We start from the raw sequence: 24,878 nt of genomic DNA on the forward strand, positions 1-24,878 counted from the left end.
GTGGTGCAGGGAACAGGATCCTTCACGGACCTGGCCTGGTTGCTGGACGACCTGGTCTCGCGGGTGGAGGAAGCTCAGCACGGAATCGTGTTCTCCACCGACGGCCTGCTGCTGGCCGCGTCGGCGGGATTCTCCCCGGCCGACGCCGAGCACCTGGCCGCCGTCGGGTCGGCGATCCAGAGCCTGGGCCGCGGGGTCAGCGACCGGGTCGGCGGCGGGCCGATGCGCCAGACCATCATCGAGATGCGGACGGCGTACCTGATCGTCACCGCCGCCGGGCAGGGAGCCTGCCTGGCGGTGTTCTGCAGCGCCGAGGCCGACGTGGGCCTGGTGGCCTACGAGATGGCCATGCTCGTCACCCGCGTGGGGCAGTACCTCACCTCGCCCACCAGGACGGCCGAGTCCTCCTTCAAAGGCGACTCCCCCCGGGCCGGCTCCTTCAGAGGCGACGGCACACGATGAGCGTCTTCGACGAGCAGCCCGACACCCAATGGGTCGGCGACGAGGCGGGGCCGATCGTCAGGCCGTACGTCCTGACGCGGGGCAGGACCGAACCGAGCCGCGGCCGGTTCGACCTCATCACCCTGGTGGTGACCATCCGGCAGGTCTCGTCGAGGGAACCGGGGCTGGACCCGGAGTGCCTGACCATCGTCCGGCTCTGCCGGCAGGCACAGTCGGTCGCGGAGATCGCGGCCCACACGAACCTTCCGGCAGGCACGGTCCGTGTCCTGCTCAGCGACCTGCTCGACCAGGGATTCATCGCCATGCAAGAACCGCATTCGGAGACGGACATGCACGACGAGAGGCTGTACAGGGCGGTGCTCGATGGACTCCGTGCGCTCTAGTCGCGACGCCGGGCGCGTGAAGCTGCCCAAGGCGATCAAGATCCTGGTCGCCGGCGGGTTCGGCGCGGGCAAGACCACGCTGGTCGGCGCGGTCTCCGAGATAGAGCCGCTGCGCACCGAGGAGACCCTGAGCGACCGGGGCATCGGTGTCGACGACCTGTCGGGCGTGGAGACCAAGCGGACCACCACGGTCGCCATGGACTTCGGCCGCATCACCATCGGCGACGACTACCGCCTCTACCTGTTCGGCACGCCCGGCCAGGAGCGCTTCTGGTTCCTCTGGGACGAGCTGGCGCTGGGCGCGCTGGGCGCGGTGGTCCTCGCCGACACCCGGAGGCTGGCCGACTGCTTCCCCTCGCTCGACTACTTCGAGCGGCGTGAGACGCCCTTCATCGTCGCGGTCAACTGCTTCGACGGGGCCCGCCGCTACGAGCTCGACGAGGTCAGGCTCGGGCTGACCCTGCACGAGGACATCCCGATCGTGCTGTGCGACGCCAGACGGCGGGAGTCGGGCAAGGAGGTGCTCATCACCCTCGTCGAGCACGCGATGCGGATGCGGCTGGGCACGACGTCCCAGCCGTCGGGCGCCTGACCCCTCGAGGGACGGGCGGCGGCCCGTGGACACGACGGGGCCTGCCGGGGCGGGTCATCACCGCCCCGGGAGCGTTTTTACCCCTCCGGTAGGGACGAATCCCTCACCGTGGGACGCCCTGCAACAACACCCCGTATCCGGCGTGTCACGATAGCGGCGATCACCGGCGTCCTACCGTTCGGGGAGACCTATGTGTGACGATCCGACCATTCCTCTCACCGTCGCGCGGGCGCTCGGAGAGTACCGGGCGCTGCTGGACGAGCACGGGGTCACCTGGGGCGAGGATCCCATCTTCTACGTCAAGTCCATGGCCACCGACGCCTACCTGATGGGCACGACGAGCTTTTGGGAAGTCTGTTACGACATGCTCGGCACCCGCTATCCCGGGGTGCCGTTCGAGGAGCTCAGGGACCATCTCGACGAGCTGGACCTGGACGAGGTCGTCCGGGGCGTCCTCGCGGGCCGGGTGCTCGACAACCTCGCCGCGCTCCGCCTCACCGACGGGGGAGCCGCGCTGCGGGCACGGGCGCAGGCCGTGCTGGACGGCAGGCCCCTGCGCACGACGCTGCTGGTCGACTCCATCAGGTCCGGGCCGGCCACCGTGCTGGTGGACGGGCGGGCGCACGTGGTCGGACCCGGCGGCGCCCGGCTCATCAAGATCACGAGCCGGAGCGAGGTGGTCGCCGACGGCGTACCGGTCGACCTGTCGCCCCTCACCCGCCCCGCCCCCACGGCCCGCCTGCGGGTGCGCGCGGGCTTCCCGTGCAAGTGGAGCGTGTACGGCGAGCACGGCCAGGGCTGGTACCCCGAAGGGGCCCCCGACCGGCGCGACTACCACGTGATGCCCTACTTCCACGGCGACGACCTGGTCCTGGACGTCCCGGCAGAGACGCTGACCGTGCGGGTGTCCAGAGGCATGGAGTACGGCTCCGCGCAGGTCACGCTCACCCCGGCACCGGACGGGGAGACCCTCGTCGAGCTGACCCCCCAGCGGCTCTACGACGCGGCCGCCCTGGGCTGGTACGGCGGGGACATGCACGTCCACCTCAACTGGGCGGGCGACATGGTCGGCACGCCCGGGCTCGCGGGGATCATGCAGCACGGCGAGGACCTGCACGTCCTCAACCTGGTCGCCGGGAACGTCTCCTCCGAGCGGGTCTACGACCTCGAGGCGCTCGAGCACTGGGCCGGGCGGGACCTGCCCTGGTCCGACGCCTCCCACGTGGCGAGGATCGGCGTCGAGTACCGCAACGACCTGCTCGGCCACCTCTACGCGTTCGGCGTCTCGGCCTCGCCCTCGCGCTTCCACACCGGTTTCCTCGGCACCGCCGACTGGCCGCCCAACAGCGTCGCCTGCGAGGAGCTTCGCGGCCTGGGGGCCGTCACCGGCTACAGCCACCCCTTCCACAATCCGTTCACCGACATGGACGGACCCGACAAGGCGCTGCGGTGGGGGCGCAACTGTTCCTCCCGGGAGATCGTCGCCGACGCGGCGCTCGGCCTCGTCGACACCCTGGACGTGCTCAGCCAGACCTCGATCACCGCGACCGCCGCCGTCTACCGGCGCCTGATCGGGGCGGGCAACCGCATCGCGGTCACCGCGGGCACCGACGCGATGGTCTCCTTCGCCCGGCGGGGAAACCAGTCCAACCCGCCCGGCTGGGCGCGTGTCTACGCCCGGGTGGACGGGCCGCTGACCGCCGCGTCGTTCGCCGAGGCGGTCAGGCGTGGCCGTACCTTCGGCACCACCGGGCCCTGGCTGGAGCTGTCGGTCGCGGGCCACGGCCCCGGGACCACCCTGGACCTGTCACCGGGGGAACGGGTCACGGTCACCGTCCGGTCGGTCGGCCCGGAGGTGGAACGGCTGGAGATCCGCACCGCGGACGGCGTGCTGGCCGAGGGGCCGCCCGGCGAGCTGACCGCCGAACTGGTCGCCGGCGACCCCACCTACGTCGTCGCCCTCGCCACCGGCGGACGGCACGAGCGGTCCTTCACCGGCGAGGTTTACGCCCACACCAGCCCGGTCTACCTCGACGTGGGCGGCCGTCACGTGGCCAGGGCCGAGGACGTCGGCTGGTGCCTGGAATGGCTGGACGCCCTGGAGTCGCTGCTGCGCAAGGAGGGCACCTTCGAGACCGGCGGTCAGCTCGCCGACCACCTCACCCTGATCGGCCGGGCCAGGGAGGTCTACCGGGACCGCCTGGCCTGACGGCGCGCGGCGGCCGCTCCCGTACCCGTCCGGCTCGCCGCCGTGACGCCGGGACCCGGGCCGGGGAGAGCCGGACGGGGACGCCCGGCCGGGACCGCGCGGCGGCGGGACGCGGACCGCCCGCCTGGACCGCCCTCGAGCGGGGGCATGCGAGGCTTGTCGGCATGAATCGCCTGTCTGAGGTCGACCTGTCGCAGAAACTTTCCAAGAAGGACGCCTCCGAACGTCTCGACGCCGCCCTGGATCGCCTGCTCCACCTTCGGCTCACGCTCGGCGGCCAGGTCGGCGAGCAGCGCATCGGCCCGCCGCTGTGCGTGGTCTTCGAGGGTTGGGACGCCTCGGGCAAGGGAGGGGCGATCAAGCGGCTGGTGCGCCCGCTGGACCCGCGCCACGTCCGCGTCGCCCAGTTCGCCGCGCCGACCTACGACGAGAAGCGCCACCACTTCCTGTGGCGGTTCTGGCCGGTCCTGCCCGGCTGGGGCGGGATGGCCGTGCTCGACCGCTCCTGGTACGGCCGGGTGCTGGTGGAACGGGTCGAGGGCTTCGCCACCGAGGAGCAGTGGTCCCGCGCCTACGGGGAGATCGTGGAGTTCGAGCGGACCCTCGCCGCCGAGGGCATGATCATGGTCAAGTTCTGGATGCACGTCTCCGAGGAGGAGCAGCTCAGGCGCTTCCGGGATCGGGCAGGCGACCCGCTGCGGGCGTGGAAGCTCACCGACGAGGACTGGCGCAACCGTGAGAAGCGCCCGCAGTACGAGGTCGCGGTGGAGGAGATGCTCGCCCGCACCGACCACCCGAAGGCGCCCTGGCACGTGGTCCCCGGCGACGACAAGCGCCTGGCCCGCGTCACGGTCGTGGAGACCGTCTGCGCCGCGGTCGAGGCCGAACTCGCCGCCAGGGGCCACGAGCCGGTGATCTCCTCCCCGGCGGGCGGCGCCGTCGACGAGTAGCGAGGCCGCCGCCGTCGCCGCAGTGGTCGCGGTCGTCGCTGTCGCCGGTGTCGTCCGCGCCGTTGCCTCGAGAAGTATGGGAGCGGCGGAAACGCCCTGGGCGCGGGGGCGCGCGGCAGAATCGAATGGCTGTCCTTTCGTTCGTCGTGAGCGGTTCGTCGTGGCAGTTGGTCGTTGCTGTTCGTCAACGCAGGAAGGTGCGGCGCATGCGGTTGGGCTCGCGGCTGAGCAGGCTGGACCGGCGGGTGTTCGCCATGGTGGCGGGCGCCAGGTTGCCCGGTCTCGAACGCGTCGTGCCCGCGCTGTCGCGCGCGGCCGACAACTCGCTCCTGTGGGCCGGGGTGGCGGGGGCGCTGGCGGTCAGCGGGCGGCGGCCGCTGCGCCGTGCCGCGACCAGGGGGCTGCTCGCGGTCAGCCTCGCCAGCCCGCTGGTCAACCTGGTCGGCAAGCAGGCCTTCCGCAGGAACAGGCCGTCGGCCGAGGGGCTCCCGCTCGCCCGGCTGATCAAGATGCCCGCGTCGGCGTCGTTCCCCTCGGGCCACTCCGCCACGGCCGGCGCCTTCGCCGCGGCCGTGGCACTGGAGGCGCCCCGGGTGGTCGCGGTCCCCGTCGCGCTCCTCGCGGCGGCCGTCTGCTTCTCCCGCGTCTACACCGGCGTGCACTATCCCGGCGACGTGCTCGCCGGGGCCGGGATCGGCGTGGCGGCAGGGCTGATCACCCGTCGCATCTGGCCCGACGCCGGTGAGGCGGGGCAGGCGCGCGCCGCCCTCACGGCGCCGTCCGTGCCGCTCGACCAGGAGGGCGAGGGGACGGTCGCCGTGGTCGACGGCTCCGCCGACGCCGTCGCGGGAGCGGCCGAGGCGCTGCGCGAGGCCCTCCCACGGGCCGAGGTCGTCGAGGTGGCGCCGGGCGCCGACCTCGGGGCCGCCGTGCGGGACGCCGCCTCGCGGGCCAAGGTGCTCGCGGTGGCCGGGGGAGACACCGTGGTCAACCTGGCGGCCCAGGAGACGGCGGGCGGGGCGACCCCGCTGCTGGTCGTTCCCGCGAGCGCCCACGGCCGGTTCGCCCGCGCGCTCGGGGTGGAGACCCCCGAGGAGGCCGTGACGGCCTACCACAGCGGCGACCTCGTGGCCGTCGACGTCGGCGAGGTCGCGGGCCGGACGTTCGTCAACACCGCCAGCGTGGGCGTCTACCCGGCGCTGGTGGAGCGCAGGGAGCGGCGGCAGGGCCGGATCGGCAAGTGGCCCGCGCTGTTCTGGGCCATGGCCGAGGTGCTCGGCCCGGGGGGCGCGCAACCCGTGGATCTCGTCGTGGACGGGGTGCCCCGGCGCGTCTGGATGGTGTTCGTGGGCAACTGCCGCTACGAGGCGCGCGGCGGAGCCCCCTCCAGGCGGCAGCGCCTGGAGGACGGCCTGCTGGACATCCGCGTGCTCGCCGCCGCCGACCGGCTGCCCCGGCTGCGGGTGTTCCTCAGCCTCCTGGCGGGACGGGTGAAGCTGTCACGCCACTACCAGCAGTGGCAGGCCGACACGCTGCGTGTCTCCGCGCCCTCGGGAAGGCTGCGGCTGGCACGCGACGGCGAGACGTTCACGGTCACGGGCGAGGTGGAGTTCACCAAGCGCCCGCGGTCGCTCCTCGTGATCCGGCCGGCCGGCTGACCTCCGGGCGATGCCCCGGCCGTGGCCGCGCCGCCCCCGGCGGGCCCGCCCGCCGTCGCGGGACGGCCGCGCGCACCGGCCAGGGACGCGGGGCGTGGAAAAAGGTTTGACGCGGCCCGCGGCGCGTCGGTTAGGTTTCAACCGCACTGTCACCGTCCGTGGGAGAGTCCGTTGAAGTTCTGAGGTCCCGACACCGCGCCCCCGAGCCGTCCTTCCGGCCCGGCGCGCGTCCGACCTCGGCGGATCTCGTCATCGTCGCGATGACGCTTCCCTGGTGAATCCCGGCTGAGCGCGTGCGCGCCCGCGGTGTCTCCCGTGTCCTGTTCCATCTCGACACTTTTTGGGAGCCGCCCCATGTCTTCTTCGATAGTCGTCGACGGCCTGTCGTTCGCCTGGCCGGACGGCACCGTCGTCCTCCACGACCTCGACGCCGCCTTTCCCGCCGGGCGCACCGGTCTGATCGGCGTCAACGGCTCGGGCAAGTCGACCCTGCTCAGGCTCATCGCGGGGGAGCTCACCCCCCTCTCCGGCTCGGTCGGCGTCGCCGGGCAGGTGGGCTACCTGCCGCAGGGCCTGCCGCTCGACACCGGCCGCAGCGTCGAGCGGCTGCTGGGCGTCGCCGAGCGCAGGGCCGCGCTGCTCGCCATCGAGCGCGGGGAGGTCTCCGAGGAGAACTTCGCCGCCGTCGGCGACGACTGGGACGTCGAGGAGCGCGCCCGCGCCGAACTCGACCGGCTCGGCCTGGCACACGTCGGCCTCGACCGTACGGTGGCGACGCTGTCGGGCGGCGAGGTCGTCATGGTCGGGCTGGCGGCGCTCTTCCTGCGCGGGCCCGACGTCCTGCTGCTGGACGAGCCGACCAACAACATCGATCTCGACGCCCGGCGCAGGCTCTACGCCGCGGTGGAGTCGTGGCCGGGGGTGCTGGTGGTCGTCAGCCACGACCGGACCCTGCTGGAGCTGGTGGACAACGTGGCCGACCTCACCGGCGGCACCGTGCGGATGTACGGGGGGACCCTCTCCGGCTACGAGGAGACGCTCGCCGCCGAGAAGGAGGTCGCGGAGCGGATGGTCAGGGTCGCCGGTGCCGACGTGCGCAGGCAGAAACGCGAATGGGAGGAGGCCCAGGTCAAGCTGGCCCGCCGGGTGCGCTACGGCAACACGATGTACGAGCGGAAACGCGAGCCGAAGATCATCATGCAGGCGCGCAGGCGGCAGGCCCAGGTGGCGGCCGGCAAGCACCGCGTCATGCACGCCGGCAAGCTCGCCGAGGCCCGCGAGCGGCTCTCCGAGGCCGAGGACGCCGTCCGCGACGACGCCGTGATCCGCGTCGAGCTGCCCGAGACGGCCGTCCCCGCGGGACGGACCGTGCTGATCGCCGACGGCCTGCGCACGGTGGGCGGCGCGGCGCCCGCGGACCTCGTGGTCAGGGGGCCCGAGCGGATCGCCCTGGTCGGCCCGAACGGCTCGGGCAAGACCACGTTCCTGCGTACCGTCGTCGGGGAGCTCGAACCGGCCGAGGGCTCGGTCACGATGTCCGTGCCCGGCGTGCGGTACCTGCCGCAGCGGCTCGACCTGCTGGACGACGCGCTCAGCGTGGTCGGCAACGTCCGCCGCTTCGCGCCGTCGGTCCCGGTCAACGAGATCAGGGCCAGGCTCGCCAGGTTCCTGTTCCGCGGCGCCCGCGCCGACCGGGCGGCGGGCACCCTGTCGGGCGGTGAGCGGTTCCGCGCGGTGCTCGCCGCGTTGCTGTCGGCGGAGCCGCCGCCACAACTCCTGCTGCTGGACGAGCCGACCAACAACCTGGACATGGCCAGCGTCCGGCAGCTCGCCCAGGCTCTGGAGGCCTACCGGGGCGCGCTCGTCGTCGTCAGCCACGACCTGCCGTTCCTGGGGTCGATCGGCATCACCCGGTGGCTGTCCGTGGACCGGGAGGGGGTGTTGTCAGAGATTGCCGATTCCCGGGCACTGTTTGACGCCCAGTGATCGATCCGGCGATAGTTGTGCAGGTGACTACCCCCCGATTGCTCGCCTGTGCCGTGGTCACCCTGGTGGCCCTCACCGCCTGCACCCCGTCTCCCGGCGACCCCGTGGTCGGCCCGGCCACCGCGGGCGGCACGGTGGGAACGGGACAGGGATCCGGTGACCGGATCTCCTCATCTCCCACCGGCCCGCCCGCCGCCGTGACGCTGACGCCCGACGAGTACCGGGCCGAGCTTGAGGAGGCGCGCGGCCCGGTGCGCGACGCGGTGAAGAAGCTGGCCGCGACCGGCGGGCTGAAGACCCTCGGCAAGCAGCTGCAGAAGACCTCCGGCGCGGTGGAGGGCGCGGTGACCAGACTGTCCGCGCTGGCACCTCCCGCGGAGGTGAAGGCCCAGCACGACAGCTACGTCGAGGCCCTGGGACGGTTGCGGACCTCTTTCGACACCGCCCGTCAGGACGCCGAGGAGCAGCGGGTGTGCACCGGCCCGGCCGTGCTGACCGGCATGGCCGAGGCGGACCAGCTGTCCGACGTGGAAGACGTCGCCAAGACGCTGAGCGGGTATCCGGCGAGCGTCATCCCGGTCAAGGCGGCCAAGAAGCGCGACCGCCGGCTGTCCAACGGCAGGTTCATCGCCTCCGAGGGGCGTACGGGCCGCGCCTACCTCGAGCTGCGCAACGGCACCCGGCAGGACGCCGTCGTCGTCCTGGTGCGCGGCAAGAAGAAGGCCGTCACCGTGTACGTCCGCAGGAAGTCGAACTTCAAGATCCGGGGTGTGCGGGACGGCAGCTACAAGATCTACTACACCCTCGGCCAGGACTGGGACGCGAAGGCGCGTACCTTCACCCGCTCGTGCGCCTTCGAGCAGTTCGGCAAGTCCGTGCGGTTCAGGACCGTCCACACCGCGACCCAGATCCGCTGGACCGATTGGACGATCACCCTGCACGCCGTGAGCGGCGGCACCGTGAAGCCCAAGAAGGTCAGGCCGGGCGACTTCCCCACCTGACGCGCGGCTCTCCCGGAGGTGCCGGGAACGCGAGGACCGCGACCTCGTGACGAGGCCGCGGTCCCGGTGTCACCTCGGCCGATCAGGTGGAGAAGAGCATCCCGACCCAGCTGCGCTGGCGGTGGTGGCCGTAGTGGCCTCCGTGGTGCTGCGCACCCCAGGCGGGAGCGCCGTAGCCGGGAGCGCCGTGCACGGGCGGCGGCGGGGGCGGCGGCGGAGCTGCGTGGGACTGCTGCGACCACTGGCTCTCCATGCGGGTCAGCGTCTCGAGCTCGCCGTAGTCCAGGAAGATTCCGCGACAGCTCTCACACTGGTCGATGTGAACGCCGTTGCGCTCATAGGTGCGCATGGCGCCCCGACACTTGGGACACTGCATCTGGCTGGTCTCCTTGTTCTGGCGTGGTAACCAAGTAACCACAACCTACTGCGTGGGCACACCATGGCAGGCGCTTCGATGCCGGACAATCCTCAGGCAGGATTCGACCAGGACCTTCTCCACCTCGTCCAGCGGACGCCCCTCCCGTCCCGCGGCGGCCACCGCGGCCGCCGCGAGCTGCACGGTCATCGCCTGCGCCGGGATCTCCAGCCGTTTCCACGGGTCGCCGTCCGGCGGGACGGCGACCCCGCCCGCGGCGCGGTAGGCACCCAGGAAGCGGTGCCACACCTCGGGCTCCAGCAGTCCGGCCGCGAACCAGGCGGCGGGCCTGGACAGATCCCAGGCCTGGTCGCCGACGCCCAGGTCGTCGACGTCGATGAGGATCCACTCCTTCGGCGCGCGGACCATCTGGCCCATGTGCCAGTCGCCGTGGGTCAGCCCGCCGGGAGCGACACCGGAGGAGCCACCGGAAGTGACACCGGAGGGGCCGCCGGGATCCGTGCCGGAGGAGCCGGGCGGGTTCGCGCCGGAGGAGTCGCCGGGATCCACGCCGGGCGGGTTCGCGCCGGGTGCGGAGGGGACGGGCAGGCAGGTGAAGGCCCGGCGCACCGCCAGCTCGGCGGCGGAGCGGTCGCCCAGGCGGGCGACGGTCGAGGCCACCCGCGCCGGTCCCCCCGCGGCCCGCAGCGGGGGCAGCGCCCGCGCCGGTACGGCGTGCAGCCGCGCGAGCAGCCGGGCGGCGGCCTCCCAGGGCGCCGCGTCCGGATCCGCGTGGTCCACCGGCGTCCCGGCCGGCCAGACGGTGACCAGCCGGTCCCCGACGGTCATGACCTCCTCGGTCACCGGTTCGAGCATGATCCCGCGCAGCGCCGGGTGCGCGGTGACCCGCATCCGCTCCACCAGCGGTTCCCGCTCCGCCCCCGGCGCGTGCGCCTTGACCACGACGGAACCGGCCCGCACGATGATCACGTCCGGCCTGGTCGGCAGCACCGTGCCGGGCGCGCCGCCGTATCGGGCGCCGATCCGGCGCAGTTCGTCGATCAGGTCCTCGCTGTCCATCCGGCAAGTGAACCACCGGTCGCCGCCCCCTCCGGACCGGCGGCATAAAGTGCGGGGTATGAGGATCGGTTTCGCGGTGCCGGTGTCGGGGTCCTGGGCGACACCGGAGAACATGGCGCGGGTCGCCCGGGGCGCCGAGGAGCTCGGCTACCACGAGCTGTGGACCTTCCAGCGCCTGCTCCACCCGCGGGGCCACGCGATGGGCCCGACCTACCGCAGCGTGCACGACCCGGTGGTCACGCTCGCCTACCTGGCGGGCCTGACGAGCCGCGTCCGGCTGGGGGTGGCGGTGCTCAACCTGCCGTTCGCCTCGCCCGCCCTGATGGCCAAGCAGCTCGCGAGCCTGCAGGCGGTCTCCGGCGGGCGGCTGGACGCGGGGCTCGGCCTGGGGTGGCTGCCCGAGGAGTTCACCGCCTCCGGGGTGTCGTTCGAGCGGCGCGGGCGGCGCGCGGAGGAGTACGTCCCGCTGCTGCGGCGCCTGTGGACGGAGGAGACCGTGGAGCACAGGGGCGAGTTCTACGAGCTGCCCCCGGTGCAGCAGGATCCCAGGCCGTCCGTCGTGCCGCCGATCCTGCTGGGCGGTTCCGCCGAGGTGGCGCTGAGACGCGCGGGGCGGCTGGCGGACGGCTGGATCAGTTCGAGCCGCGAGGATCTCGACGGCATCGGCGAGAAGATCTCCGTCGTCAAGGAGGCGGCTCGTGCCGCCGGGCGCGACCCCGAGGCGCTGCGCTTCGTCACCCGGGGCGTCACCCGCGTCCGCCCCCCGGGAGCGGCCGGGCGCGAACCGCTGACCGGCTCGTTCGAGGAGATCCGGCGCGACGTCGGCGACCTCGCGGACAGGGGGGTCACCGACGTCTTCCACGACCTCAACTTCGACCCGGAGATCGGGTCGCCCGACGCCGACCCCGGGGAGTCGATGCGCAGGGCGGAGGCGGCCCTGGAGGCGCTCGCACCCTGATCGGCATGCGGTTCTGGCGTACCGGGAACCGGGCGGCGAGCGGAGCCCGGCGGGCCGTGCGGTGCGGCGGAGGCCCCGCGTGACCGGCCTTCCCCGTGGATGTACGGGTCTGATGGCACGTGACCGGGCCGGTCCTGTCATCCTTGTTCCGGTACGTACCCGGCGGGAACAGAGGAGAACGGTGGACGAGCGCAAGCCGATCGAGTGCTGGCTGTCGGACATGGACGGGGTCCTCGTCCACGAAGGACACCCGGTGCCCGGTGCCGACGAGTTCATCCGACGCCTGCGCGAGTCGGGCAAGCGGTTCCTGGTGCTGACCAACAACTCGATATACACCCCGCGCGACCTGGCCGTACGGCTGCGCGCGGCCGGACTGGAGATCCCGCCGGAGTCGATCTGGACCTCCGCGCTGGCCACCGCCAGGTTCCTGGACGGCCAGCGCCCCGGCGGCTCGGCGTACGTGGTGGGGGAGGCGGGGCTGACCACCGCCCTGCACGAGATCGGCTACGTCCTGACCGACATCGCCCCCGACTACGTGGTCCTCGGCGAGACCCGCACGTACAGCTTCACCCAGATCACCCGGGCGATCCGGCTCATCGAGGGCGGTGCCCGGTTCATCGCCACCAACCCCGACCCGGTCGGCCCGTCGAACGAGGGGTCGCTGCCCGCCTGCGGAGCGGTCGCCGCGATGATCACCAAGGCGACCGGGGTGGAGCCCTACTTCGTGGGCAAGCCCAACCCGATGATGATGCGCAGCGCGCTGCGGGCCATCGACGGCCACAGCGAGAGCACCGCGATGATCGGTGACCGGATGGACACCGACATCGTCTCCGGCATGGAGGCCGGGCTGCACACGATCCTGGTGCTCAGCGGGGTCGTCAGCAGGGACCAGGTCGACCGCTACCCGTTCCGCCCCTCCATGGTGGTCGACTCGGTCGCCGACCTGATCGACCTGATCGACTAGCGCGGGTCCCGCCCGGCCGGAAGCGCCGCTCGAAGTCCCCGGCGGGACGTTCCCGGGTCCTGCCGGGGACATTCCTGCCGTGGACTGTCAGGTATGGGTGCCATGCTGTCGCCCATGACGCGTGTTTACCTGGAGATCGGCCCGAAGAAGGTCTTCGCCTGCTCGGCGGAGTGGCCGGGGTGGTGCCGGATCGGCGGATCCGAGGAGGCGGCGCTCGAGGCGCTGATGACGTACGTACCGCGCTACCGGGTGGTCGCGGAGCGGGCCGGGCTCGCCTTCGAGCCGGGGGACCCGGTGGTGGTGGAGCGGGCCAAGGGCGGCACCACCACGGACTTCGGGGCCATCGAGGCGATCCCCTCGCTCGACGCCGAGCCGGTGGACGAGGCCGAGGCGGGCCGCACCGTCGCGCTGCTGAGGGCGGCCTGGGAGCTCTTCGGCGAGACCGCCGCCACCTCGCCGGAGGAGTTGCGCAAGGGCCCGCGCGGCGGCGGCAGGGACCGCGACAAGATGGCCGCCCACGTCGTCAACGCCGAGCGCGCGTACGCACGCAAGATCGGTGTCCGCCACAAGCCGATCCGCGAGCCCTCGGCCCTGGCGGCGATGCGCGCCGACCTCGTCGAGGTGCTGTCCCTGCCCTCCGACGGCCGTCCGCCGGTCCCCGGCGGCTGGCCCGCCCGCTACGCCGCCCGCCGGATCGCCTGGCACGTCGTCGACCACCTGTGGGAGATGGAGGATCGCCGCGCCTAGCGGGTGTTCGATCCCGCGAGTTCCGTCCGGCCGTGGTTTCCGGCACCTCGCCAGGCCGGAGGGTCTCGCGGGTGAGCGGTGGTGGCCATGAGCGCGATCGGCGGGCCGAGGGCGTCGGTGGCCGTACCGCGCCCGGATCAGCCCGCGGCCGTCACCTCGATCTCCACCAGCCATTCGCTGACGAGCGTATGCGCGACGATCGCGGTGGTGGGAACGACACGACCGTTCAGCGCCCTCACCCGGGCCGCCGCGTTCGCCTCGGCGTAGGAGGCGTCGCGCAGATAGCTGGTGAGCCGGACGATGTTGTCCACGGTCATGCCGGCCGAGGCCAGGATCGCGCGCAGGTTGGCCCAGACGAGGTCGAGCTGTTCGTCGAGCGTGGCTCCGGCGGCACCCGCGGGATCCAGCCCCATCGTTCCGGAGACGAACAGCAGCCGTTGCGCGTCGCGGACCTCCATCGCGTGCACATAGTCATCGGTGCTGGCGTACACCCCGTCCGTCGGGTCGTGCGTGACGATCTCGATCCTCGGGTTCGCTGTCATGGAGGGGATCTTGTCAGCATCCGGCCGTCCTTGCCAGGCGATATCCAGCCATGAGCGCCCGGCGTGCGTCGGTGAGCAGCACTTTCAACCGGGAGGTTGACGAATGGATGATCTCCGGACTACCGTTCTTTCAACCATTGGGTTGAAAGGGAGAGGGTCAATGACCGCGGACGCGCTGTCCCAGGTCTTCGCCGCCCTCGCGGATCCGACCCGGCGCGACATGGTGGCCCGGCTCTCGGAGGGCGACGCGACCGTGAGCGAGCTGGCCGAGCCCTACCGGATGACGCTGCAGGCCGTCTACAAGCACCTGCGGGTGCTTGAGGACGCCGGGCTCGTCAGCCGGCCGCGAGGGCCGCAGCCCCGGTCGGTGCGCCTGGAGGTCCAGGTCCTCGACCTGATGGACACCTGGATCGAGCGCCACCGGGCCCGCGCCGAGCAGCGCTACCGCCGCCTTGACGCCGTCCTGGAGACGATGAAGGGAGACGAGCATGAACAGGATCACGGAGACGGTCATCGAGGCCGATCCGAGGTTGCCGATCATCCGGACGACCCGTGACTTCGCGGCGACGCCCGGGCAACTCTTCCGGGCCCACACCGATCCCGTGGTGTTCGCCCGTTGGGTGGGTCCCGACGCCATGGACACCCGGATCGAGCACTGGGACGCGTCCACCGGCGGCAGCTGGCGGTACGTCTCGACGCGCGACGGCACGGAGTACGGGTTCCACGGCTGCTTCCACGAGGTGCGGCCGGACCGTATCGTGCAGACCTTCACGTTCGAGGGCGACCCCGACGGAGTCGCGCTGACGACGTTGTGGCTGGAGGACCTGGGCGGCGGCCGTACGCGGCTGCGGACGCAGTCGCTGGTGGACAGCTTCGAAGGCCGCGACGCGTGGCTGCGCTCCGGCATGGAGGCCGGTGTCGAGGAGGGGTACGCGAAGCTGGAGAGGATGGCCGCCGATGGCGCTGTCTGACCGCCCGGCGGAGCGGCACCGGCAGGTCGCCGCGCTGTTCACGGACCGCGTCCGCGGTACCGGGTCCTGGGACGCGCCGTCCCCGGTCGACGGCTGGGCCGCCCGCGACGTCGTGCGGCACCTGACCGGATGGTTCCCCGGGTTTCTCGCCTCCGGCACCGGCATCGACCTGCCCCGCGGACCGTCGGTGGACGAGAACCCGGTCCTCGCGTGGCAGGTTCACCGCGACGGCGTGCAGGCGATCCTGGACGATCCGGAGACGGCACACCGGGAGTTCACCAACCCGCGCATCGGCCGCCTGTCCCTGGAGAGCGCGGTCGACCGGTTCTACACCGCCGACGTGTTCATGCACACCTGGGATCTCTCCCGGGCCACCGGTCAGGACGACCGGCTGGACCCCGGCCTCTGCGCCCGGCTCCTCGGCGAGATGGAGCAGATGGAGCAGGTCATCCGCTCCTCCGGCCATTACGGCGCCCGGGTCGAGGTGCCCGGCGACGCGGACGTCCAGACCAGGCTGCTGGGTTTCATCGGCCGGGACCCGTTCTGGACGGGGCGGTGAGATCGGGGCGGTGACGGTGGCGATGGCGGTGACGGTGGCCGTGACGCCGCGCCGGGCTGTCGCGTCGGCCGCGTTCATGGTGTGAAATAGCGCGATGTGATGGGTGTTGCGGAAAAGGACAGGGTTCGGCCCCGTGAGCGGTCCCGCCTGCCGGAGGCGACACCGGCGGTGGCGGCGATGCTGGTCGGGCTCTGGGGCATCACCACGCCCTCGTTCTGGCGTGACGAGTCGGTCAGCACGCTGGCCGCCGCGATGCCCATCGGCGACCTGTGGCACCTGCTCGGCAGCATCGACCGGGTGCACGCGCTCTACTACCTCATCCTCCGGCCGGTCGCCGCGGTCTCGACCGGCGAGCTGGCCATGCGCCTGCCCTCGGTCGTCGCCACGGCCGCCGCCGCGTACGGCATCACGGTCCTGGGCAGGACGCTCGCCACCCCGGGGGCGGGCCTTCTCGCCGGACTGCTCTACGTCGCGCTGCCGATGGTGAGCCGGTACGCCCAGGAGGCGCGCAGCTACGCGATCGTGACGGCGGTGGCCGTCCTGGCCACCTGGGTGCTGGTCGAGGCGACGCGGCGGTCGGGCCGCCGGTGGTATCTGGCATACGGGGCCTGCCTGGTGCTGCTCGGCTGGTTCCACGTCTACGCGCTGCTCCTGATCCTCGCGCACGTGGTGACGGTGCTGTGGTGGCGTGTGTCGTCGCCGTCGCCGTCGCCGTCGCCGTCGCCGTCGTTCCGGCCCGATGTGGCGTGGTTCGCCGGAGGGCTGGCCGTGGCCGTGGCCGGGATCGCCCCGCTCGCGTTCCTGGCGGCCGGTCAGCGCGAGGCGCAGCTGTCGTGGTTGAAGCCGTCGAAGCTCACCGACGTCGCCTGGTTCGGCGAGGAGGTGGCGGGCACCGTGGGGGTGGCGCTGCTCCTGGTCGCCCTCGTGCTCCTCGGGACGTTCGCCGACAGGCGGCTGACGGCGGTCGCGCTGCCCTGGGCGCTGCTGCCGTTCGTGTCCATGGCGATCTCCACCGTCCATCCCGTCTTCAACCCGAGATACGTGCTCTTCGCCGTCCCCGCGACGGCGCTGCTGGCGGGAGCGGGCCTGAGCGCCGTGCGACCCCGGGCCCTGGGCTGGATCGGGCTGGTCCTCGTCGCGGCGCTGACCGTCCCGACGCACCTGACGATCCGCGAGCCGGACAGGCGGCCCGACAACCTGCGCGACATGGCGGCCACGCTGCTGGCCAGGCAGCGCCCCGGCGACGCGGTGCTCTACGTGGGGGAGAACCGGCGCCTGTTCGCCGCCGTGTACGAGGACGCGTACCGGAACCTGCGCGACCTCACCCACGCTCCCGGCCGGCGCACGCCGAGGACCGCCGCGCAGTTCACGGCCGCCCTGGAAGGTGTCGAGCGCGTCTGGCTGGTCACCGGCGGCAGGAAGCACAAGAGCAGGGACTTCGTGGAGGACGACGAGCGCTATCTGGCCCTGATGGCCAACCGCGACTTCACCCTGGAATCCACCGATGACTTCGGCTACTCGTGGTTCGGCCTCTACGTCCGCAAACGGCGCTGATCCCGGTCCCGGTCCCGGTCCCGGGCCTTCGGGCGCGGAGGGTCAGGCGATCAGGCCGGGCAGGCGGGTGGCGGCGTCGGCGAGGTAGGCGCCGAGCTCCGGGGGGACGATGTTGATGGCGGAGATCTCGGCCGGGTCGAGCGGGAGCCGCACCACCTCGTACTCGCCGCGGGCCGGGTCGTCGAACTCGGGGCCGCAGCGCAGCGCGGGGTCCATCGAGACCAGGCGGCAGCCGTAGACGTGCTGGGTCTTGACCCCCTCGTCGCGCAGGCACTCCAGGGTGGTCAGCGGGGTGACACCGGAGACGACGGCGCCCAGCTCCTCCATGACCTCGCGGTGCAGGGTGTGTTCCAGGGAGGCGTCCTCGGGCTCGACGTGGCCGCCGGGAATGGACCAGTAGAGCTCCTTGCCGGGAACCGTGCGCCGGAACACCACCAGCTGGTCGTCGTCGAGGAGGACGGCGCGGACGCTCGGCACGGCAGACATGGGGCCATTGTGTCACCGCCGCGGCGGCACGACCCTCATCCGGGCAGGGGGATCCGGGATTCCCCTACGGCACGGGCCCCCGGGGGAGGCGGAGACGAGGCTCTAGTGGTGGTCCCTGCGCAGCCGCTTGAGGTCGGAACGCTGCTTCTTGGCGGCGATCCGCCGCTCGACCGCGCCCCTGCTCGGCTTGGTCGGGCGGCGCTTCTTGGGCGGCGGGGCGATCGCCTCGCGCAGGATCTGGGCCAGGCGCATCTCCGCGGCCTCGCGGTTGCGCAGCTGGGAGCGGAACTCCGAGGCGGCGATGGTGATCACCCCGTTCACCAGGCGGGGACCGAGGCGTTCGAGGGCGCGGGCCTTGAAGACGGGGCCCAGCGTCTCGGTGGCGGCCAGGTCGAAGCTGAGCTCGACCCGGCTGTCGGTGGTGTTGACCCCCTGACCGCCGGGGCCGGAGGAGCGGGAGAACCGCCAGCCGAGCTCGGCCTCGGGGACCGAGACCGAGCCGCTGATCTGGAGCGGACCGGGCATGGCGGTGACTTCCTTCTCACGGGGGTGTGCGTGTCTCCAGGGTACCGAGGAGCCAGGAGCGTGGATCAAATGGTTTTATGCCCAGTTTGGTCCAGATTGATGATTTTCGAGTCGTGGCCGGAGCCGCCTCGGCCTTGTGGCGCGAGGTTCCCTTCCGCCACAGTTGCCCGGGGGGCACACATCTGCCCGAAGGCACATGTGGTCAAGCATCCGCGATGGCAGGGCATCCGAAGCAGGAGGCGGGGGCGTATGAACACGATCGTCGGCGTGCACGGTATCGGCAAGTACCGCTACTACCGCGACGCGGGTAACTCGGTCGGCGGCGCCGCCCTCGCGATGCGCGACAAGTGGGACCGCTACCTGCACAAGGGCCTGACCGGCGGCAGGCCGCACGCCAAGGAGCGCTACGTCACCGAGATCGCCTACTACGCCCACCTGCTGGGCGAGAGCAAGGACGACTCCGTACGCGCCGTGCGGAGCATGGACGTCGGAGCCCAGGAGGTCTTCGTCGCCTGGGCCAAGCAGCTCGACACGGTGGGGGAGGGGCTGACCGGCGCCCTGCACCGGATGACCGGCTGGCTGCTGGACCGGCTGGAGGTCAACGCCGCCGACTTCGCCGCGTTCTTCTGCCCCGAGGTCGCCGCCTACCTGGCCGCCGGGGGCGAGACGCGCGCGAAGTGCCGGGCGGCCGTGGCCGAGGTGATCAGGCGGAACCGCCCCAAGGTGGTGATCGCGCACTCGCTGGGCAGCGTGGTGACGTACGAGACGCTCTGGGCCAACCCCGACCTGGAGGTCGATCTGCTGATCACCCTCGGCAGCCCGCTCGGCATGCGCAACGTGATCTTCGAGCGCCTGGTGCCCGCCCCGGTCAACGGCTGGGGCGAGCGCCCCCGCAAGGTCAAGAGGTGGGTCAACATCGCCGACAAGGACGACATCGCGGCGATCCCGCCGGGCCTGAGGGCCTGCTTCACCGGGGTGGACCAGGAGGCCCTGGTCGATCTCGACTGGATCGACTTCCACACCGTGGAGAAATACCTGGGCTGCGGCGCCCTCACCCCGCACCTCAAGCCCTACCTGGGCTGACCCCGCCGCGCCCGCCTCCCCGCCGCGCGGTCACCGGCGGGAGGCCGGTCCTTCGCCGTGACGTCGCCCGGAGGTCGGCCGTTGTTCAATCACCCTGGGTAAGGCACTCGTCTGTGTGGCGGCTGTTCACCTCGCCTTGATGCGCAGGCCACGGCCAGGAAAGCTGGAACGGCTGCACTGATGGCGTGGAGCAGAAGCCGTCACGCAGAGTGTTCCTTTCCGTCGCCGCCGCGGGTGCGGGCGGCCTGTTGCTGACCGGGGCGGGGCTCGGCCCCTCCCGGATGCCCTCCCGGGCCCTCGCCCGTGACCCGTTCACCCTCGGCATCGCCTCCGGCGACCCGTCGCAGGACGGCGTCGTGCTGTGGACCAGGCTCGCCCTCGACCCGCTCGGCCCGAACGGCCGGGGCGGCATGCCGGTCAGGGACGTGGACGTCGAATGGCAGCTCGCCACCGACGAGCGGTTCTCCCAGGTGGTCCGCGAGGGCACCGAGACCGCGCGCTGGAAGCGGGCGCACAGCGTCCACGCCGAGATCGACGGGCTGGAGCCCGGCCGGGAGTACTTCTACCGCTTCCGCGCCGAGGGCCACCTGTCGCCGACCGGCCGCACCCGTACGGCCCCGTCCGCTGTGTCCTCGTTGGCCTCGTCGTCCTCGCTGACCTTCGCCGTCGCCGCCTGCGCCCACTACGAGCACGGCTTCTACACGGCGTACCGGCGGCTGGCCGAGCAGGACCCGGAGCTGGTCGTGCACCTGGGCGACTACATGTACGAGTACGCCCCCCAGGGGTACACGGCGCTGGGCGGCAGCGTACGGCAGCACACCTGGGGCAAGTGCGCCACGCTGGCCGACTACCGGATGCGCCACGCGCAGTACAAGAGCGACCCCGACCTGCAGGCGGCGCACGCGGTCGCGCCGTGGCTGGTGGCCTTCGACGACCACGAGATCGAGAACAACTGGGCGGGGGACGTCTCCAGTTCCGGCGCCCCGGCGTTCGCCCGGCGCAGGGCCAACGCCTTCCAGGCGTACTACGAGAACATGCCGCTGCGCAGGACGAGCGTGCCCGGCGGGGCGTCGATGCGGGTGCACCGCCGGGTCGACTGGGGACCGCTGGCCCGTTTCCACCTGCTCGACACCCGGCAGTTCCGCGACGACCAGGCGTGCGAGGACGGGCTCAGGTCCGGTTGCGACGACCGGCTCGCGACCGGCCGCACCCTGCTCGGCGAGGACCAGCGGCGCTGGCTGCTGGACGGCCTCGCGAGCTCGGACGCCCACTGGAACCTGGTCGGCCAGCAGATCCTGATGGCCCAGCGCGACTCCAAGGTCGGGCCGGGCACCGAGGTCAACATGGACTCCTGGGACGGCTACGCCGCCGAGCGCACCCGCCTGCTGACGGGTTTCCGCGATTCGGGCGCCTCCAACCCGGTCGTGCTGACCGGTGACGCGCACATGCACCACGCGGCGGACCTGAGGCTCGACTTCGACGATCCCGACTCGCCCCGTGTGGCGGTGGAACTCGTCACCTCCTCGATCGCCAGCGACGGCGACGGCTACCGGGACGAGGGCCGCATCGCAGAGACGGTCGCGGAGAATCCGCACATCTCCTATCTCGACCAGCGGCGCGGCTACGTCGTCTGCCGGGTCACCCAGGAGGAGTTGCGCGCGGACTTCCGCACGCTCGACTACATCAGCAGGCGCGGCGCCCCCGCGAAGACCGGCGCCCGCTTCACCGTGCCGTCGGGGCACGCGGCCCTGACCTGAAAACGAGTCGCCCAGGCACGCGGTTCTGAGCTGAAACGAGTCGCCGGGGCACGCGGCCCTGGCCTGGAAACGAGTCGCCCGGGCACACGGCCCTGAGCTGGAACGTCCCGTCGGACAGGCGGCTCTGACCTGAAACGTGAGAGGAATTCTGGAAGATTTATTGGATGATGCCGCTTATGAGTCCCCTCGCCACGAGGCTCACCGCCGCGGCACTCGCCGCGGCGCTGGGCGGTACCCTCCTCTCCCCGACCCCTGCGACAGCCGCCGGATCCGCTTCATCCGCCGCACCCGCGGTCGCGCCCGCCGCCGCGGCGTCCTCCGACTTCGGATACGTGATCACCTTCCCCAAGCACGTCCACCGGGGCGGATCCCTCGTCTACTCCGTCAAGGTCCGCAACAGGAAGGCCCGCGGCCAGCACTACGTGGCGCTCGTCGGGGACTTCTCGAAACGCTTCCGCAAGATCCGGGTGATCTCCAAGCCGCGCAGCGTCAAATGCTCCGTCAAGGGCCGCAGCCTGTCCTGCTGGATCACCTCCCTCGACCGGGGCGACTCGACGACCGTGCGGATCCGGGCCTGGGCCGGTTCGCGCCGGGGCACCGCCACCGCCACGTTCGGCGTGATCGCCACGTCCGACGCGGACGCCGACATCCGCAAGCTCCGCAAGGAGATCAAGCGCAAGATCAAGGCCAGTACGCGCATCCGCTGACCGGGCCCCGCCCCTTGTCCCGGGAGCCGGGGGTCAGATCCCGGCCCGGTTCCGGGGGCGCGGGGCGGCGCCGTTCGGCCTCGCGGCCGGGTTCGCCTGCAGGAGATCCTCGATCACGAGGGTGGCGGCGCCCAGTGCCACCGAGTCGACGCCGAGACGGCCCAGGCCGATGGAGACCGTCTTGTACGGCTGCGCCAGGCAGTTGTCCGCGACGACCTTCCTGATCCTCGTCAGCAGGTGCTCGCCGAGCAGCACGCCGGCCCAGCCGCCGATGATGATCCGCTCGGGGTTGAACAGGTTGATCAGGTTGGCCAGTCCCACGCCCAGGTAGGTGACGGTCTCGTCGATGACGGGGGAGCCCGCGGCCACCAGCGCGGCCAGCGCGGCCTGCTCGTCGACGGCCTCCGTCCAGACCCCGGCACGTTCCAGGATGCCCCTGGCCCCCACGTACGCCTCCAGGCAGCCCTCCCCGCCGCAGCGGCACCGGTGCCCGCCGATCATGATCTTCGTGTGGCCCCACTCGCCGGCGCTGCTGTTGGCCCCCAGGTAGGTGGCTCCGTCGGTGATGATGCTCGCCCCGACCCCCGAGCCGATCAGCACCACCACGGCGTGCCTGGCCCTGCGCCCGACGCCGAACCACAACTCGGCCTGTCCCATCGACGTGGCGCCGTTGTCCACGAAGAGCGGCAGGTCGGTGCCCGCCCGCAGCAGCCTGCCGAGCGGGACCGCGTCCCACCCGAGGGTCGGGGCGTGGATCAGGGCGTCGGGCCCCGTCTCGACGACTCCCGGAACCCCCACCCCCACGCCGAGCACCCGCTCCCTGGGCACGCCGCTCTCGCCGAGGACCACGTCGATGCCCGCGAGGATGTGGCGGACGACCTGATCGACGTCGTGCCCGGCCGGGCGCAGCGGATACTCGGCCCTGGCCTGCCGGTTCATGTCCAGGTCGAAGAGTTCGACGCGCACGTGCGTCTCGCCGACGTCGACGCCGACGGCGTAGCCGTGGGTGGTGTTGACCCGCAGCAGCACCCGGGGCCTGCCCCCGTCGGAGTCCGCCAGACCGGCCTCGACGATGATCCCGCTCGCGAGCAGGTCCCCCGTCACGTTGCTCACGGTGGCGGGGCTGAGCCCGATGGTCTCGCTGAGCTCCTGGCGGCTGGCGGGCCCCTCGAAGTAGAGGGCGCGCAGCACGATCGCCCGATTCCCCCGGCGCAGATCGCGGACGGTCCTCTGCTGTGCGTCGAACATGCCCATCATCTTAGGTAGCGGCGTGAATCAAGCGGCCGGCATCCTTCTCCCGCCTTCTCCCGCCGGTGGAGGCTCATGTCGATCAGGCCGGTCCGAGCCTCTCCCCGCGCACCTCGGCCGGTCGTCGTGGTCAGCGGCCGGTCGAGGCGGACCGCCGGGCCGGGCCGTGCTCGCCGCGCGCCGTGACCGCCCTGACGTGCCCGGTCAGTTTCTCCCAGTTGCCGGACCCGATCGCGGCCTTCTCCTCGTGGCTGAAGGGAGCCTGTTCGAGGAACGAGCGGGCGACCCCGCCGGCCGTGTCGAGGAAGGGGAATCCGCCGGGCCGGGTCCCGAAGGTGTAGGGGTAGTCGGTCGAGTACATCATGCGCTCGGTCCCGACGACCTCCGACGTCCACCTCATGTAGCGCTCGCTGACCGTCCCGCTGCCGCATACCCAGAAGTTCCGCGTGAAGTAGTCGGCGAGCGGGCGCTCCAGCTTGGCGTTGTGCGCCATGACCCCGGTGTGGTCGAGGTAGAACAGGACGACCTCGCCCCAGTGCCCCGCGATCACCTGCAATCCGGGATGCCGGTCGAAGACGCCGGAGAAGATCATCCGTAGATACTGGACACCCAGGTCGTAGTACCAGCCCAGGCCCGCCGTCGCGAGCCCCATCCCAGTACTGCGGCCCGGCCCGGCTCCGTCGTCGAAGCCCGAGTAGTAGGCCTTGAGAACCTCGGGGACCGGAGTCTGGGGATGGAAGTGCAGCGGCACCCGGAGGCGCTCGGCCGTGGCGTACAGGTCGTCGAACTCCGGGGCGTCGGCCAGCTTGTCCCCCGTGCGGCCGTACAGCATCGCACCGGGGAGGCCGAGCCGGGTCACCGCGCGTTCCAGCTCGGCCGCGGCGGCCTCGGGAGCCGCGGTGGGGATGGCGGCGAAGGCCTGGAACCGGTCGGGCCGCCCGGTGACGATCTCGGCCAGCGTGTCGTTGACCTCTCGGGCCACGCCGACGGCGTCCTCGGGCGCGAGGTTCTGCACGCCCGGCGAGGCCAGGGACAGGACCGCGACATCGATGCCCTGGTCGTCCATGTCGGCGAGACGCGCCTCCCCGACGTCCCGCAGCCGCCGCGCGAAGGGCTCGTCGCCGAAGCCGAGCTGCGGGATTCGCGGCACACCCGCCCTGGCCCACGCGTCGAGCAGCGAGGGCAGGGCGACGTGTTCCTCAAGTGCCACGATCTTTATCTTGTCCGGCATTCCGTACCTCTTCACCTGTTGTTTCCATTGGAATCACTATTACCGTATCACTGAAATTATCAATGGAACCACCGGTGCGGTATCGTTGGAAAATGGCATCGAGTTCACAAGGCGAGGACGGCGGGGCCGCCGCCGGGTCCGACACCGCGGCCCTGGGCCGCGAGCAGCTCCGGCAGCGGATCATCGAGGCCGCCGCCGGCCTGCTGGCGCGCGAGGGGCGCGACGCGGTCACCACCCGCGCGGTCGCGGTCGCGGCGGGAGTGCAACCACCGGCCATCTACCGCCTCTTCGGCGACAAGGACGGGCTGCTCGACGCGGTGGCCGAGCACGGCTTCGCCGCGTTTCTCAAGACCAAGCACGTCGATCCGGAGCCGCGTCATCCCGTCGAGGACCTGAGGGCCGGCTGGGACCTGGCGGTCGAGTTCGGCCTGGCCAATCCCGCGCTGTACACGCTGATGTACAGCGAGCCCGCGAAAGAGACGTCGGCCGCCTTCAAGGCCGGCATGGAGATCCTGATGGGCCGTATCCGGCGCCTCGCCGTCGGCGGCTGGCTCCGCGTCGACGAGGAACTCGCGGTCACGCTCATCCACGCCACGGCGCGCGGTGCCGTGCTCACCTGGCTGACCCTGCCCGAAGACCGGCGCGACCCGGCCCTGCTGACCACTCTCCGGGAATCCATGATCGCCGCCGTGACCACCCGGGAGCCCGCCGTGCGGGACCCGGGCCCGGCCGGCGCGGCCCGCGCCCTGCGCGCCGCGCTGCCCGAACAGACGGTCCTCAGCGGCGCGGAACAGCGTCTGCTGACCGAGTGGCTGGACCGCCTCGCCGCCGTCCAGGCGAGGTAGCCCGGGTCGTCCGGGACGTGGAGGT

The 24,878-nt window shown here is 72.0% G+C and carries 26 protein-coding genes; 19 read left to right on the forward strand and 7 right to left on the reverse strand.

The window, feature by feature from the left end; translation table 11 throughout:
* From AB0G15_RS23830 to AB0G15_RS23865, 8 genes are all read left to right on the forward strand, one after another.
* Nucleotides 1-462: a roadblock/LC7 domain-containing protein gene (locus AB0G15_RS23830; RefSeq protein WP_362843510.1), complete on the forward strand. Its 462-nt coding sequence runs from the start codon at nt 1-3 to the stop codon at nt 460-462.
* Nucleotides 459-845: a DUF742 domain-containing protein gene (locus AB0G15_RS23835; RefSeq protein ID WP_362843513.1), complete on the forward strand. Its 387-nt coding sequence runs from the start codon at nt 459-461 to the stop codon at nt 843-845. Before AB0G15_RS23830 ends, AB0G15_RS23835 begins: the two co-directional genes overlap by 4 nt.
* Nucleotides 826-1,437 carry an ATP/GTP-binding protein gene (locus AB0G15_RS23840; RefSeq protein WP_362843516.1) on the forward strand — a complete coding sequence of 204 codons (612 nt, stop codon included), beginning with the start codon at nt 826-828 and terminating at the stop codon, nt 1,435-1,437. Before AB0G15_RS23835 ends, AB0G15_RS23840 begins: the two co-directional genes overlap by 20 nt.
* 190 nt (nt 1,438-1,627) lie before the next feature.
* Complete coding sequence (locus AB0G15_RS23845; RefSeq protein ID WP_362843519.1) at nt 1,628-3,646, forward strand: CehA/McbA family metallohydrolase; 2,019 nt, start codon at nt 1,628-1,630, stop codon at nt 3,644-3,646.
* Between the two features lie 164 nt (nt 3,647-3,810).
* Nucleotides 3,811-4,596 carry a UDP-galactose-lipid carrier transferase gene (locus tag AB0G15_RS23850; RefSeq protein ID WP_362843522.1) on the forward strand — a complete coding sequence of 262 codons (786 nt, stop codon included), beginning with the start codon at nt 3,811-3,813 and terminating at the stop codon, nt 4,594-4,596.
* A 206-nt stretch (nt 4,597-4,802) separates the two neighbouring features.
* Nucleotides 4,803-6,254 (forward strand): phosphatase PAP2 family protein, encoded by a 1,452-nt coding sequence (locus AB0G15_RS23855; RefSeq protein WP_362843525.1) that lies wholly within the window; start codon nt 4,803-4,805, stop codon nt 6,252-6,254.
* Nucleotides 6,255-6,608: 354 nt separating this feature from the next.
* A complete protein-coding gene (locus AB0G15_RS23860) occupies nt 6,609-8,240 on the forward strand; it encodes an ABC-F family ATP-binding cassette domain-containing protein (protein ID WP_362843527.1) in 1,632 nt (543 codons plus the stop codon).
* 23 nt (nt 8,241-8,263) lie between these two features.
* Nucleotides 8,264-9,241 (forward strand): hypothetical protein, encoded by a 978-nt coding sequence (locus tag AB0G15_RS23865; protein WP_362843529.1) that lies wholly within the window; start codon nt 8,264-8,266, stop codon nt 9,239-9,241.
* Nucleotides 9,242-9,323: 82 nt separating this feature from the next.
* Here the strand turns inward: AB0G15_RS23865 and AB0G15_RS23870 are convergent, their stop codons facing one another.
* The gene (locus AB0G15_RS23870) at nt 9,324-9,617 is read right to left on the reverse strand and encodes a zf-TFIIB domain-containing protein (RefSeq protein ID WP_362683315.1); all 294 of its coding nucleotides are present in this window, start codon (nt 9,615-9,617) and stop codon (nt 9,324-9,326) included.
* Between the two features lie 45 nt (nt 9,618-9,662).
* The gene (locus AB0G15_RS23875) at nt 9,663-10,676 is read right to left on the reverse strand and encodes an aminoglycoside phosphotransferase family protein (protein WP_362843532.1); all 1,014 of its coding nucleotides are present in this window, start codon (nt 10,674-10,676) and stop codon (nt 9,663-9,665) included.
* A gap of 58 nt (nt 10,677-10,734) precedes the next feature.
* On the opposite strand from AB0G15_RS23875, the gene AB0G15_RS23880 reads away from it, so the two are divergent.
* The 3 genes from AB0G15_RS23880 to AB0G15_RS23890 all read left to right on the forward strand — a co-directional run bounded on the left by AB0G15_RS23880 (nt 10,735) and on the right by AB0G15_RS23890 (nt 13,345).
* Nucleotides 10,735-11,634, forward strand: a complete 900-nt coding sequence (locus AB0G15_RS23880) for a TIGR03619 family F420-dependent LLM class oxidoreductase (protein ID WP_362843535.1) — start codon at nt 10,735-10,737, stop codon at nt 11,632-11,634.
* Between the two features lie 181 nt (nt 11,635-11,815).
* Nucleotides 11,816-12,598 carry an HAD-IIA family hydrolase gene (locus AB0G15_RS23885; protein WP_362843538.1) on the forward strand — a complete coding sequence of 261 codons (783 nt, stop codon included), beginning with the start codon at nt 11,816-11,818 and terminating at the stop codon, nt 12,596-12,598.
* 114 nt (nt 12,599-12,712) lie between these two features.
* The gene (locus AB0G15_RS23890; protein ID WP_362843541.1) at nt 12,713-13,345 is read left to right on the forward strand and encodes a hypothetical protein; all 633 of its coding nucleotides are present in this window, start codon (nt 12,713-12,715) and stop codon (nt 13,343-13,345) included.
* 137 nt (nt 13,346-13,482) lie between these two features.
* Here AB0G15_RS23890 and AB0G15_RS23895 read toward each other — a convergent pair whose 3' ends face one another.
* The gene (locus AB0G15_RS23895) at nt 13,483-13,887 is read right to left on the reverse strand and encodes a RidA family protein (RefSeq protein ID WP_362843544.1); all 405 of its coding nucleotides are present in this window, start codon (nt 13,885-13,887) and stop codon (nt 13,483-13,485) included.
* A 160-nt stretch (nt 13,888-14,047) separates the two neighbouring features.
* Here AB0G15_RS23895 and AB0G15_RS23900 point away from each other — a divergent pair, with 160 nt between their 5' ends.
* From AB0G15_RS23900 to AB0G15_RS23915, 4 genes are all read left to right on the forward strand, one after another.
* Nucleotides 14,048-14,443 carry a metalloregulator ArsR/SmtB family transcription factor gene (locus AB0G15_RS23900; protein WP_362843547.1) on the forward strand — a complete coding sequence of 132 codons (396 nt, stop codon included), beginning with the start codon at nt 14,048-14,050 and terminating at the stop codon, nt 14,441-14,443.
* On the forward strand, nt 14,376-14,858 hold the full coding sequence (locus tag AB0G15_RS23905) for an SRPBCC family protein (RefSeq protein WP_362843550.1): 483 nt from the start codon (nt 14,376-14,378) through the stop codon (nt 14,856-14,858). Before AB0G15_RS23900 ends, AB0G15_RS23905 begins: the two co-directional genes overlap by 68 nt.
* Nucleotides 14,845-15,417, forward strand: a complete 573-nt coding sequence (locus tag AB0G15_RS23910; RefSeq protein WP_362843553.1) for a TIGR03086 family metal-binding protein — start codon at nt 14,845-14,847, stop codon at nt 15,415-15,417. The genes AB0G15_RS23905 and AB0G15_RS23910 overlap by 14 nt, the downstream gene beginning before the upstream one ends.
* 99 nt (nt 15,418-15,516) lie before the next feature.
* Nucleotides 15,517-16,971 (forward strand): glycosyltransferase family 39 protein, encoded by a 1,455-nt coding sequence (locus AB0G15_RS23915; RefSeq protein WP_362843556.1) that lies wholly within the window; start codon nt 15,517-15,519, stop codon nt 16,969-16,971.
* A 42-nt stretch (nt 16,972-17,013) separates the two neighbouring features.
* Here the strand turns inward: AB0G15_RS23915 and AB0G15_RS23920 are convergent, their stop codons facing one another.
* Both AB0G15_RS23920 and arfB read right to left on the reverse strand, forming a co-directional pair.
* On the reverse strand, nt 17,014-17,457 hold the full coding sequence (locus tag AB0G15_RS23920) for an NUDIX hydrolase (protein ID WP_362843559.1): 444 nt from the start codon (nt 17,455-17,457) through the stop codon (nt 17,014-17,016).
* A gap of 102 nt (nt 17,458-17,559) precedes the next feature.
* The gene (gene arfB, locus AB0G15_RS23925) at nt 17,560-17,982 is read right to left on the reverse strand and encodes an alternative ribosome rescue aminoacyl-tRNA hydrolase ArfB (RefSeq protein ID WP_362683289.1); all 423 of its coding nucleotides are present in this window, start codon (nt 17,980-17,982) and stop codon (nt 17,560-17,562) included.
* Between the two features lie 249 nt (nt 17,983-18,231).
* Between arfB and AB0G15_RS23930 the strand changes: the two genes are divergently transcribed.
* The 3 genes from AB0G15_RS23930 to AB0G15_RS23940 all read left to right on the forward strand — a co-directional run bounded on the left by AB0G15_RS23930 (nt 18,232) and on the right by AB0G15_RS23940 (nt 21,529).
* Nucleotides 18,232-19,065 (forward strand): hypothetical protein, encoded by an 834-nt coding sequence (locus AB0G15_RS23930; RefSeq protein ID WP_362843562.1) that lies wholly within the window; start codon nt 18,232-18,234, stop codon nt 19,063-19,065.
* Nucleotides 19,066-19,250: 185 nt separating this feature from the next.
* Nucleotides 19,251-20,822, forward strand: a complete 1,572-nt coding sequence (locus AB0G15_RS23935) for an alkaline phosphatase D family protein (protein WP_362843565.1) — start codon at nt 19,251-19,253, stop codon at nt 20,820-20,822.
* Nucleotides 20,823-20,998: 176 nt separating this feature from the next.
* Nucleotides 20,999-21,529, forward strand: a complete 531-nt coding sequence (locus tag AB0G15_RS23940) for a hypothetical protein (protein ID WP_362843568.1) — start codon at nt 20,999-21,001, stop codon at nt 21,527-21,529.
* A gap of 33 nt (nt 21,530-21,562) precedes the next feature.
* Here the strand turns inward: AB0G15_RS23940 and AB0G15_RS23945 are convergent, their stop codons facing one another.
* Nucleotides 21,563-22,777, reverse strand: a complete 1,215-nt coding sequence (locus tag AB0G15_RS23945; RefSeq protein WP_362843571.1) for an ROK family transcriptional regulator — start codon at nt 22,775-22,777, stop codon at nt 21,563-21,565.
* A 130-nt stretch (nt 22,778-22,907) separates the two neighbouring features.
* Complete coding sequence (locus AB0G15_RS23950; RefSeq protein ID WP_362843574.1) at nt 22,908-24,008, reverse strand: amidohydrolase family protein; 1,101 nt, start codon at nt 24,006-24,008, stop codon at nt 22,908-22,910.
* 92 nt (nt 24,009-24,100) lie between these two features.
* Between AB0G15_RS23950 and AB0G15_RS23955 the strand changes: the two genes are divergently transcribed.
* Nucleotides 24,101-24,853, forward strand: coding sequence for a helix-turn-helix domain-containing protein (locus tag AB0G15_RS23955; RefSeq protein WP_362843577.1), 753 nt, complete (start codon nt 24,101-24,103; stop codon nt 24,851-24,853).
* Nucleotides 24,854-24,878: the final 25 nt, after the last annotated feature.

This window comes from Streptosporangium sp. NPDC023825 (genome assembly GCF_040639575.1).
In the GTDB taxonomy this organism is placed as follows: Bacteria; Actinomycetota; Actinomycetes; order Streptosporangiales; family Streptosporangiaceae; genus Streptosporangium.